The sequence below is a fragment of the Sulfitobacter sp. genome (assembly GCF_041552635.1).
Lineage (GTDB): Bacteria > Pseudomonadota > Alphaproteobacteria > Rhodobacterales > Rhodobacteraceae > Sulfitobacter.
Window position 1 is genome coordinate 1 of sequence record NZ_JBFEKM010000026.1, and the last position, 11807, is coordinate 11807.

Sequence of the window (11807 nt, forward strand, 5' to 3'; positions counted from 1 at the left end):
ATATTGCTTCGGCGAAAGCGGGAACGCCTATAAGGCAGCACTTGCCTTGCAACTTTCAGGTCTTGAGTGGGAGCCGGTCAAGGTCGACTTTTTCGGCGGACAGACCCGCTCAGCTGAATATCGAGCCGACGTGAACGCCATGGGCGAAGCGCCTGTTATGATTGATGGTGACCTTCGCCTGACCCAGTCCGGCGTGATCCAAGACTATGTCTCGGAAAAATCTGGCAAGTTTGGCGGCAAGGATGCAACCGAGCGCCGCGAGGTTTTGCGTTGGGTGCTTTGGGACAATCACAAGCTCAGCTCGAATGCGGGGATGACCCGGTTTTTGATGAATTTCCTGCCCGAAGATAAACGCCCGCAAGAAGTTATCGGCTTCATGCAAGGGCGTCTTTCGGCGGCTTATGCCGTGCTGAACGATCACCTGAGTGGCCGCGACTGGATCGTGGGCGACGGGATCACCAACGCCGATCTTAGCTGCTGCGGCTATCTTTATTACCCCGAACCTTTTGGTTTCAACCGCAAGGATTGGCCCCATATCGACGCGTGGTTGACGCGTCTAAGCGACACACCGGGCTGGAAAGCCCCGTATGACCTGATGCCCGGCAGCCCCGCTGACCGCGCCTGAATTTAAGGGAGACACCACATGACCGAAGCATATATCTATGACGCATTGCGCACCCCGCGCGGCAAGGGCCGCAAAGACGGCGCGCTGCACGAACTGACATCCTTGCGCCTTTCCGCGCTGACGCTGAATGCACTCAAAGAACGCAACAACCTCGAAGGCCACGCCGTCGAGGACGTAATCTGGGGCAACGTGACGCAAGTCATGGAACAGGGCGGCTGCCTTGCGCGCTCTGCCGTGTTGGCGTCTGATCTGGATGAACGCATCCCGGGCCTTGCGATCAACCGTTTCTGCGCCTCTGGCATGGAAGCTGTGAACCTGGCCGCAAACCAGGTCAAAGGTGGCGCGGGCATGGCCTATATCGCAGGTGGCGTTGAAATGATGGGCCGCGTTGCAATGGGCAGTGACGGTGCCGCAATTGCGGTCGATCCGACGTTGGCGATGGAAAAATATTTTGTGCCGCAGGGTATTTCAGCGGACATTATCGCCACCGAATATGGCTTTACCCGCGAAGAAGCCGACCAGTTGGCCGTCAAATCCCAGCAGCGCGCGAAAATGGCATGGGACGAAGGCCGCTTTGCCAAATCCGTCATCGACATCAAGGATCAGAACGGTTTGTCGATCCTCAGCCATGACGAATACATGCGCCCCCAAACCGACATGCAGTCGCTTGGTGCGTTGAACCCTGCGTTCCAGCAGATGGGCGAGGTCATGCCCGGTTTCGACAAGATCGCGCTGATGAAGTACCCACATCTTGAGAAAATCAACCACATCCACCACGCAGGCAACTCCTCCGGTATCGTTGACGGTGCCGCGGCTGTGCTGATCGGCAACAAGGAATTCGGCGAAAAATACGGCCTCAAACCTCGTGCCCGCATCCGTGCGACCGCCAAGATCGGCACCGATCCGACGATCATGCTGACCGGCCCCGTGCCCGTGACCGAAAAGATTTTGGCCGACAACGGCATGAAGATCGGCGACATCGACCTGTTCGAAGTCAACGAAGCCTTTGCCGCCGTGGTCATGCGTTTCATGCAGGCGTTTGATGTGGACGACAGTAAGGTCAACGTCAACGGCGGGTCCATCGCGATGGGTCACCCCTTGGGTGCGACCGGTGCCATGATCATCGGCACGCTGCTGGACGAGCTTGAGCGGTCCGATAAGGAAGTCGGCATGGCCACGCTGTGCATCGCATCCGGCATGGGTGCCGCCACAATAATCGAGCGTGTATAATGACCGATCAACCACATCCCTTTCTTGCCATCGCCGAACTGGCCCCCAAGAAGGGCCTCAAGGATCTCAAGGTCAAAGTCGAGCGGGGCGGTGCGTATGTACGCTTGTACCAAGATGCCCCGCCGCTGTTCTTTAAGCACCGCAATGATCCAAGCGACAGTTTTGATCGCGAGAGTTTCAACAACTCAAAGCGCATCCTGCTGAGCGACGAAGATTGCCAGGATGGCCCGAAAGCCACGATCGAATTGATCAGATCGCTGCTTGAGAAATTTGCTGATTACACGCCTCAGCGCTCGTAACACACTCCAGATTAGGGAGAAAGAAATGACCGATTTTACAATGAAGACAGACGCTGACGGCGTCGCCATCATCACCTGGGACGTCCCCGGTAAATCCATGAACGTCATGTCCATTGAAGGGTTGTCCGAATTGGACGCCATCATCGACACTGTTTTGTCCGATGACAGCATCAAGGGTGCTGTTATCACATCCGGCAAGGACGGATCGTTCGCAGGCGGCATGGACCTAAACCTGCTTGCCAAGATGAAAGAAGACGCCGGCGATGATCCAGCCAAGGGGCTGTTCGAGGGCACGATGCAAATGCACGCCCTGCTTCGCAAGATTGAACGCGCTGGCATGGACGCCAAGACCAACAAGGGCGGCAAGCCGATTGCGTCGGCCCTGCCCGGCACTGCTGCTGGAATTGGTCTGGAACTGCCACTGGCCACGCACCGCATTTTCGTCGCGGACAACCCCAAGGCACGCATCGGTCTGCCCGAAATTCTGGTTGGCATCTTCCCCGGCGCGGGCGGCACAACCCGTCTGACGCGCAAGCTGGGCGCGATGGGGGCTTCGCCGTTCCTGCTTGAGGGCAAGATGGTTGCCCCTGCTGCCGCGAAATCTGCGGGCCTGATCGACGAGGTTGTTGCCGATCCGGTCGCCGCCGCGAAAGAATGGGTTTTGAATGCCAAAGATGCCGATATCCTGAAACCGTGGGATGCCAAGGGATATAAAATGCCCGGCGGCGCGCCCTATCACCCTGCGGGTTTCATGACCTTTGTCGGGGCCAACGCGATGGTCAACGGCAAGACCCAAGGCGCGTTCCCTGCGGCCAAAGCGCTGTTGAGCGCCGTCTATGAAGGGGCCCTTGTGCCTTTCGATACAGCGCTGAAAATCGAGGCGCGCTGGTTCACCAACATCCTGATGAACCCGTCGTCCTCGGCGATGATCCGGTCGCTGTTCCTGAACAAGGAAGCCTTGGAAAAAGGCGCTGTGCGCCCCGAAGGTGTGCCCGACCAGCGCGTCAAAAAGCTGGGCGTATTGGGCGCGGGCATGATGGGTGCGGGCATCACGCTGGTGTCGGTTCAGGCCGGTATCGAAGTTGTGCTGATCGACCAGACCCAAGAAGCCGCGGACAAGGGCAAAGCCTATTCTGCCAGCTTCTTTGACAAGGGCATCGCGCGCCGCAAGTCCACTGAAGAGAAGAAGCAGGCCGCGTTGAACCTGATCACCGCGACCACCGATCTGGACGCGTTGAAAGGCTGCGATCTAATCATCGAGGCGGTCTTTGAGGACCCTAAGGTGAAAGCCGAGATGACCAAGAAGGTCGAAGCCGTTATCCCCGACGATTGCATCTTTGCCTCCAACACCTCGACCTTGCCGATCACCGAATTGGCCAAGGCGTCTTCACGTCCAGATCAATTCATCGGCATTCACTTCTTTTCGCCCGTCGAAAAGATGCTGCTGGTCGAGATCATCAAAGGCAAGGAAACCGGTGATCGTGCCGTGGCCAAATCGCTGGATTACGTGCGCCAAATCCGCAAGACACCCATCGTGGTCAATGACGCGCGGTTCTTCTATGCCAACCGCTGCATCATCCCTTATGCCAATGAAGGCGCGCGGATGATCACCGAAGGCGTTGCACCACAACTGGTTGATCACGCAGCACAATTGCTGGGTTTCCCTGTGGGTCCCGTACAATTGACCGACGAAACATCCATTGATCTGGGGGCCAAGATTGCTCGCGCGACCAAGGCCGCAATGGGCAACGCCTATCCTGCAAGTCAAGCGGATGATCTGATTTTCTGGATGGAAGATCTGGGCCGTCTGGGTCGCAAAGCCAACGCTGGTTTCTTTGACTATGACGAAAAGGGCAAGCGCCAAGGCTATTGGAAAGGCATGCACGACAAGTTCCCACTGGCCGATGAACAACCCGATCTGCGCGATGTGCAGGACCGTCTGATGTTCGTTCAGGTGCTTGAAGCCGTGCGCGCACTGGAAGAAGGCGTGTTGGAAGACATCCGCGAAGGTGACGTGGGCGCGATTCTGGGCTGGGGTTTTGCGCCTTGGTCCGGTGGTCCGTTCAGCTGGCTTGATATCCTAGGTGCACCCTATGCGGCCGAACGCTGTGACCAGTTGACCGAGCAGTTTGGCGACCGGTTCAAATGTCCTGATCTGCTGCGTGAAATGGCGGACAAGGGGCAGACGTTCTATGGTCGGTTTGGACCGGATGCCAAAGCCGCGTAAGCCGCTGCATCGCTAAAGAACATCTTACGGCCAGCGGGAGACTGCTGGCCGTTTGACCATCCCGCATCGAATATATATCGCGCTGCTCCGGCACGGTCGATTAGGGGCGACGGGGTGGTCATACGGCCACCGCTTGATGACCACAGACCCCAAGAAGGCGGCGTGGCATCAGGACCCGGTCAAGGGTGGGGATTAGTAATTAGCGCTTTGGCGCGCAAAGCCAGCTGTTCAGCCAGCAGATGCCATCATAGGATAGCCGGTTTCCGCCGCGCTTTGGCTTTCAAGCTCGAAGCATTCCACCAACTGCTCCGCCTCCTTCGCCCCCAAAACTTCGTATTGCGAAACGTTGCCCTCAATCATGCGGTCCAGCGTCGTGGTGGTCGAGGGGCACAAGATCAGCGCACCGCCTTCGGCATAGATCACCTGATCTTCCTTGAACGAGATCGAGATCAGTTCAATTCGGGATTTCGGTGGGGCGCGGTGGATACCATTCACGTTTTCCAACGCTTGAACCACGACAACGGCAAACGGGTCGCCGTAAAGATCGCTTGCCGCTTCGCATTCCAGCATCACACCTTGATCCGGCAGCAAGGTCAACTGTTCTTTGTTGCCCAAAGCATCGGCAGGCACAATGACCGGCCACAAGGCTGGCTGTGTCTGGGCTGCATCAAGGCAGATGGTGACCCTGCGGATGTCCGTGATTTCTTTCATGCCGTTGTCGAAGGTCAGAACCATGTCGCCCTTTGCCAGCGATTCAACGCCGCGCCAGCCCATCATGGATGCAACCCGCGTGCCGGACATCAACCCGTGCGATGCGACCTCGAGGCCGCCATCGAAAGCGCCTGATAATTCAGTCGTCCGATAATTCATTTTCTTCGTCTTAAATGTCCAACCAAACACTATGTTCCATCCCCATGGCCACCACTGTTCACAACAGCACCTCAACTACTTGGTTAATAAGGCGCGATTCGAGTGGCCCAAGATTGCCAAAAAAACGGTATCTTTGGGGCATTGATCAAAGATCTCGGGGCAATCACGGCGAACGCGCGTGGATTGAAGCAAAACCCGCTACAGTTTCGCTACCTCTGGTTAATGACTGTGCGAAAATTAAGATGCAGAATCGAAGCGATAGCCAAAGCGCGCGATGTCGTCGGCGCAGGCCACATCGACCAGTTTGCGCAGCGTTGGCGTATAGAAAGGTCGATAGTCGCGCGCCCGGTCAGAGACATTTTCGTGCGGCAACTTCAACTCGAACCCTAAATGGTCAAACAAGGGCACGGCATCCTGTGCGAAATGCTCTAGCCGGATGAACAGGTTGCTTTGATCCAGCCCTGCGCCATCGCGCATATAAGAGGCATATGGCGACTGCTGCAGGCTTCTTTGCACAGACGGCGTTTCCAAAAAACCGGCAAAGTCAGTCTGTCCGGCAAGGGCCACAACCGGATGATCGAAACTTTGGCTGCGCAGCCAGTGGTAGTAGCTGACGATGCGGTCCCACGGATTGCGCACCAACGCAAAGGTGAACATCTTGGCGATCTCGTCGCGGGTCACTAGCCCTTCGATGTCTGCCAAGGTCGAATGTTTCCATAGTCGCCCGGCGGACGGCACATCCTTCAGGCGCTTGCGACGGTTCCGCGCTTTTGGCGTGTCACCCAGCATCATGTCATCTTTCATTGCGCGGTCTTCCAGCGCCAGCGCCAGCGACGTGCCGCCGGTTTTGGGGATATGGACAAAGATATAGTCGCGCCCCTTGCTTATGATCATTTCCGCCCCCTCACTCTGGTATTCTTGGGCCGCGCAACGGCAACGGCGCGTCCGAGCGCAGGGCGATGATCATCCCCGCCCCCGCGATCAGGGCCATCCCGACCAGCGCGGTACCCGTGATCATTTGCCCCCACAACACCCACGCCCAAAAGCTGGCGAAAACCAGCAGCGAATATTCAAACACCGCGACCTGCCCCGCATCACCCAACTGATACCCGCGAAATATCAGCGCGATTCCCACCAGCGATCCAATTGCTTGTATCGCTGTCCAAAAGATCAGCCCGCCGTCAAGCGGCACCCAGCCACGCAGAACAAAGCCCTCGGGGCCCAGCGGCCCACCGGCAGGCAGTATCAAGAGGCCAATTGCTCCGAACAGCGTCAGCATCGCAAAAAACCCCGCCGTCAGGGTCATCGTACTTTCCCCCTCGCACCAAGCGCGGGTGGCCACAGCCCCGATCGCATAAAGCACCGCCGCCATAATTGGCAAAAACGCCACCAAATCAAGGGCGGCAGGATCAGGCCGGATCACCAACAGCGCGCCGATAAACCCCGTCACGACGGCAGCAATCCGCGTCACGCCGACCCTTTTGCCCTGAAAAACCACGCCAATCAGCAGCACAAACAGCGGTGACGTGAACAACCCCGCGACGACCACCCCGATGGGCAGCACTGCAAGGCAACCGAAATAAATCAGCATCGCACCCGACGTAAACACACTGCGCCCCAGCACAGCGCCAATGCGGCGGGGCGTCAGGCGGCCGAAACCTATCGCCACAATCGCGGCCATCAACGCCAGCGCCATGATCCCGCGCACCATGTGAAACTGCCACAGTGATCCGCGATCCGTCAGAAACGGGACGAAATTATCGGTCAGCCCCAGACATGCCATCCCCGCCAACACACAAAGCGCGGCCATTCCGGGTCGTTCCGCCATCTGTGTCACTGGATGTTCCTTGGCATTGGTTTGTTTATTCCTTTCAACTTCAACAACGCAGGGCAATACTCTAGCTAAAAAAGATTCTTAACGAAAAAGGAAACGCTATGGGATGGATGTCAAACGAAGAAGGGCTTGAGAAATGCCGCGCAAACCATGTGCCGCTTAGCCCCCTGTCGCATCTGCAACGTGCCGCCAAAGTATTCCCCGACGTTTTGGCCGTGTCCTATGGCGCGCATCGGATCAGTTATGCGCAGTACCACGCGCGGTGCAGCAGGCTGGCCGCCGCCCTAAACGCGATGGGTGTCGCCCCGGGCGAGGTTGTCGCGACGGTATTGCCAAACATCCCCGCACAGGCCGAGGCGCATTTCGGCGTGCCCGCCTGCGGTGCGGTGCTGAACACCATCAACACACGCCTTGATGTCGATACGGTCGCCTATATTCTGGACCACGGCGAAGCGAAGGTCGTGCTGGCCGATACCCAGTTCCTTGACATGGTCGAGGCCGCTTGCGCCGCATTGGCCACACCGCCCCGGATCATCGAAGTCCCTGACCCCGACGCCGGTTTTCCTGCGACAGGGCGGCATATGGTATATGACGACCTGCTGGCCACAGGCGACCCTGACTTTGCCTGGATCATGCCACAGGACGAATGGGAAAGCCTTGCGCTGAACTATACCTCGGGCACAACGGGGCGTCCCAAAGGCGTGGTTTATCACCACCGCGGGGCCTATCTGATGACGATGGGGACAGTGATCAGCTGGCGCATGGTGCTGCGTCCCGTATTCATGCAAATCGTACCGCTGTTTCACTGCAACGGCTGGAACCACACATGGATGATGCCACTGCTTGGCGGGACGTTGGTGTGTTGTCGCGATATCACCGCCGCCGCAATCTACAACGCGATTGCAGACGAAGGGGTGACCCATTTTGGCGGGGCACCGATTGTGTTGAACATGATGGTAAATGCCTCGGAAACCGAACGCCGCAGCTTTGACCATCAGGTCGAAGTCTTTACCGCAGGGGCCCCACCGGCCCCCGCGACCCTGTCAAAAATCGAGGCACTAGGGTTCAACGTCACACAGGTCTACGGGCTCACCGAAACCTATGGCCATGTCACGGAATGCCTGTGGACCAGCGACTGGGACAGCTTGCAAGGGGCTGACCGCGCCGCAATCAAGGCGCGCCAGGGTGTGGCCATGCCGATGATGGAAGACATCACCGTTCTGGACGCCGACATGATGCAGGTCCCGATGGACGGCGCAACCCAAGGCGAGATCATGATCCGCGGCAATTCGGTGATGAAAGGCTATTTCAAGAACCCAAAGGCCACAGCAGAAGCATTCGAGGGTGGCTATTTCCATTCGGGCGATTTGGCGATCCAGCATCCCGACGGCTATATGCAGATCGCCGACCGCGCCAAAGACATCATCATCTCGGGCGGCGAAAACATCTCGTCGGTCGAGGTTGAAGGCGTGTTGATGGGCCATCCGGATGTAAACCTTGCTGCCGTCGTCGCCAAACCGGATGAGAAATGGGGCGAGGTCCCTTGTGCCTTTGTGGAACTGAAGCCGGGGCTGACAGGCAATGAGGCCGCAATGATCGCCTTCACCCGCGAGACATTGGCCGGGTTCAAGGCCCCCAAGAAAGTAGTGTTTCAGGAGTTGCCAAAGACCTCGACCGGGAAAATCCAGAAGTTCGAACTGCGTAAATTGGCGGCAACCCTTTAGGAAGGCGACATAAACCGGTGTGCCGAAGCGGTTTTTACCCCGCCAAGGCGCAGGTTGCCACAAACCAACATGCGCTTATATCGCATGGAAAGTCCTGCGAAACTTTCGTAAGGGTGAAACGCTTTATTGAACCGCGCGGGTCCGACGCTGCGGCAAACGCAGCCAAAGGAAAGAGGCAGATGATTAAACCTGTAGATAAATCCGGCACCCATGATGTGCCAGGCGCAGTAGAGAACAGTCTGCGTCATGCTATTTCGCCGATCGAAGACATCATCGAAGAGGCCCGTAATGGCCGTATGGTCATTCTGGTCGATCATGAAGACCGCGAAAACGAAGGTGATCTTTATATTCCGGCTGAAAAATGCACGCCCGAAGCGGTGAATTTCATGGCCACCTACGGGCGCGGCCTGATCTGCCTGACGCTGACCTCTGACCGGATCGCGGCGCTTGACCTGCCCCAGATGGCCCGTGCCAATTCGATGCGCCATGAAACGGCCTTTACTGTGTCGATCGAGGCGCGCGAAGGCATCACCACAGGCATTTCCGCCTATGACCGCGCCAAGACCGTAGCGGATGCGATTAACCCCAACAAAGGCCCCCAGGACCTTGCGTCACCGGGGCATGTGTTTCCGCTGCGCGCCCGCGACGGGGGCGTTCTGGTGCGTGCAGGCCACACCGAAGCGTCGGTTGATGTGTCGCGGCTTGCCGGATTTGGGCCATCCGGTGTGATCTGCGAAATTATGCAAGACGACGGCCATATGGCACATCTGCCCGAACTGATCGAGTTTGGCAAAAAGCACGGTCTGAAAATCGGCGCGATCTCGGATCTGATCGCCTATCGCCGCCGCCACGATAATCTGGTGCGCGAAACCATGTCCCAGACCGTAACCTCGGCTTTTGGTGGCGAATGGATGATGCGCGTCTTTACCGATCAGGCTGAAGGCATCGAACATGTGGTGCTGACCAAAGGCGACATCACAACGCCCGAACCGGTTCTGGTGCGCACCCATTCGTTGACCTTGCTCAGCGATGTTTTAGGCATCAGCAACGGAACGTCAGGCGAATTGAACCGTGCAATGGAAATCATCGCCGAAGAGGGTCGTGGCGCTGTGTGTCTGTTCCGCGATCCCCATGTCAAATTGATCCGGGGCGAAGACACAGGTACCCGCACCATCAAACAGACCGGTTTGGGCGCGCAGATTCTATCGTCGATGGGGATCCACGAACTGGTTTTGCTGACAGATCATCCGCGCACGCGCTACGTCGGGCTGGATGACTACGATCTTAACATTGTCGGCACCCGCCCAATCAACACGCCAGCCTGAAAAGGCCGGATTTGTGGGGCACAGACCGCAGCGTCGATAAGATGCGTTGCGGTCTGAAGCCGCGTAGCATTGGGGCCTACGCCAGCACCACATTTTTTTCATAGCGCCAGACTTTGACCACAAGCGGGCCTTCTGCGGTCTCGACCTCGTAGGGAATGACGCCCGCGCGCACCCAGCCGGTTTTCTCGTAGAACCGAGCAGCGCGGTCGTTGCCCACGGAACAGGCCAACCATTTCGGCCCCTCGCCCAACGCCGTCTCGGCCTCGTGCATCAGTTGGGTTGCAGTGCCCGCACCTTGAAACGCAGTGCTGACGTAGAACTGATAGACCTCGTCGCGATCCAGCATAAAGAACCCGACGATCTGCCCGTCGATCCATGCAACATGGGTCTGGTCCAGATGCGCGCTGGTGCGGGTGGCGAATTCTTCGGGCGTGCGCAGGGCGGTCAGGGCGGCAGGCACAATCGCGGCATGGGCCTGATGCCAGCCCTCGTGCCAGAGCGTGGCAATCATGGCGGCGTCAGCGGGCTGTGCGGGCGTGATCTTCATGCAAAAGGCTCCCTCGTCGGCTTGGGCGATGCTGTCGCAATCCAACCCATTGCTCAAGGGCTAACAGATGGTAAAGTAGGCAAAACAATTTGGCAGTACATCACACCTTATGACGGCCCTCAAGAAATACGCGCGCCTCGAAGCGACGGCCCTGTGGCGTGCTGGCCCAGACGTTCAGCGCCGCGAAGTCATCGTGTCCATTGGCGATGCGACCCTCGTGATTTCCGACCTCAAGGATCAGGCGCTGACCCATTGGTCTTTGGCCGCTGTGGACCGTGCCAATCCCGGAACCCGCCCTGCAATTTTCCACCCCGACGGCGATCCCTCCGAAACGCTCGAGATCTCGGACGCCGAAGCGGAAATGATCGACGCCATCGAAACCCTGCGCCGCGTGGTTGAACGTGGCCGCCCCAAACCCGGCCGCCTGCGTCTGGTAGGGGTCATGACATCCATGTTGCTGGTGGTAGCGCTGGCCGTGTTCTGGCTGCCCGGTGCCTTGCAGGATCACACCTTGCGTGTTGTACCCGTGGTCAAACGTGTATCAATCGGCGCGGCCCTGCTGCGGCAGATCGAACGGGTATCGGGTCTTACCTGTACCAATCCGCGCGGCACCGTGGCGCTTGCCAAACTTGGCACGCGCCTGTCCGCAGGGCCGCTGGTGGTCTTGCCTGCGATGACCCGCGCCAGCCTGCACCTGCCCGGCGGCATCATCGTGTTGAACAAGACCTTGTTTGAAGACTATGAATCCCCTGACGTTGCGGGCGGCTATATCCTGTCCGAGCTGGTGCAGCGCACCAACAGCGACCCGCTGCGCGAGATGCTGGCCGTCATCAGCCTGCGCGAGAATTTCCGCTTGATCACCACGGGCGAAGTCTCGGACGAGGCGCTTGAAAGCTATGCGGAACATATCATGAGCCTTGGCAATCAAAGGGCAGCACTTGCCCCGTTGATCGCGCGGTTCGCGGCTGAGAACCTGCACAGCACCCCCTATGCGCAGGCGCTTGATATCACAGGGGAAACCACGCTGGACTTGATCGAAGGCGATCCGATGGCAGGCAAGGATACCGCGCCGCTGATCTCGGATGCGGATTGGTTGCGCGTCCAGAATATCTGTGGCGGCTAGCCC

Annotated in this window: 11 protein-coding genes; 7 read left to right on the forward strand and 4 right to left on the reverse strand. The window is 58.2% G+C overall.

Going from position 1 to position 11807, the window contains the following annotated elements; translation table 11 throughout:
• From ABYT07_RS04800 to ABYT07_RS04815, 4 genes are all read left to right on the forward strand, one after another.
• A partial coding sequence (locus tag ABYT07_RS04800) for a glutathione S-transferase family protein (protein WP_372989840.1) occupies window positions 1–625 on the forward strand: 625 nt, incomplete at its 5' end.
• Window positions 626–643: 18 nt separating this feature from the next.
• The gene (locus ABYT07_RS04805) at window positions 644–1855 is read left to right on the forward strand and encodes an acetyl-CoA C-acetyltransferase (protein WP_372989841.1); all 1212 of its coding nucleotides are present in this window, start codon (window positions 644–646) and stop codon (window positions 1853–1855) included.
• Complete coding sequence (locus ABYT07_RS04810) at window positions 1855–2154, forward strand: acetyl-CoA acetyltransferase (RefSeq protein ID WP_372989842.1); 300 nt, start codon at window positions 1855–1857, stop codon at window positions 2152–2154. The genes ABYT07_RS04805 and ABYT07_RS04810 overlap by 1 nt, the downstream gene beginning before the upstream one ends.
• 25 nt (window positions 2155–2179) lie before the next feature.
• Window positions 2180–4381: a 3-hydroxyacyl-CoA dehydrogenase NAD-binding domain-containing protein gene (locus ABYT07_RS04815; RefSeq protein ID WP_372989843.1), complete on the forward strand. Its 2202-nt coding sequence runs from the start codon at window positions 2180–2182 to the stop codon at window positions 4379–4381.
• A 228-nt stretch (window positions 4382–4609) separates the two neighbouring features.
• Here ABYT07_RS04815 and ABYT07_RS04820 read toward each other — a convergent pair whose 3' ends face one another.
• From ABYT07_RS04820 to ABYT07_RS04830, 3 genes are all read right to left on the reverse strand, one after another.
• On the reverse strand, window positions 4610–5251 hold the full coding sequence (locus tag ABYT07_RS04820) for a Hint domain-containing protein (protein WP_372989844.1): 642 nt from the start codon (window positions 5249–5251) through the stop codon (window positions 4610–4612).
• 237 nt (window positions 5252–5488) lie between these two features.
• Window positions 5489–6145 (reverse strand): sulfotransferase family 2 domain-containing protein, encoded by a 657-nt coding sequence (locus ABYT07_RS04825; protein ID WP_372989845.1) that lies wholly within the window; start codon window positions 6143–6145, stop codon window positions 5489–5491.
• Between the two features lie 10 nt (window positions 6146–6155).
• Complete coding sequence (locus ABYT07_RS04830; protein ID WP_372989866.1) at window positions 6156–7079, reverse strand: DMT family transporter; 924 nt, start codon at window positions 7077–7079, stop codon at window positions 6156–6158.
• Between the two features lie 107 nt (window positions 7080–7186).
• Between ABYT07_RS04830 and ABYT07_RS04835 the strand changes: the two genes are divergently transcribed.
• Together ABYT07_RS04835 and ribB are read left to right on the forward strand one after the other, a co-directional pair.
• Window positions 7187–8809: an AMP-binding protein gene (locus tag ABYT07_RS04835; protein ID WP_372989846.1), complete on the forward strand. Its 1623-nt coding sequence runs from the start codon at window positions 7187–7189 to the stop codon at window positions 8807–8809.
• Between the two features lie 179 nt (window positions 8810–8988).
• A complete protein-coding gene (ribB, locus tag ABYT07_RS04840) occupies window positions 8989–10134 on the forward strand; it encodes a 3,4-dihydroxy-2-butanone-4-phosphate synthase (RefSeq protein WP_372989847.1) in 1146 nt (381 codons plus the stop codon).
• 76 nt (window positions 10135–10210) lie between these two features.
• Here the strand turns inward: ribB and ABYT07_RS04845 are convergent, their stop codons facing one another.
• A complete protein-coding gene (locus ABYT07_RS04845) occupies window positions 10211–10681 on the reverse strand; it encodes an N-acetyltransferase family protein (protein WP_372989848.1) in 471 nt (156 codons plus the stop codon).
• A 109-nt stretch (window positions 10682–10790) separates the two neighbouring features.
• Here ABYT07_RS04845 and ABYT07_RS04850 point away from each other — a divergent pair, with 109 nt between their 5' ends.
• A complete protein-coding gene (locus tag ABYT07_RS04850) occupies window positions 10791–11804 on the forward strand; it encodes a hypothetical protein (RefSeq protein WP_372989849.1) in 1014 nt (337 codons plus the stop codon).
• Window positions 11805–11807 lie beyond the last annotated feature (3 nt).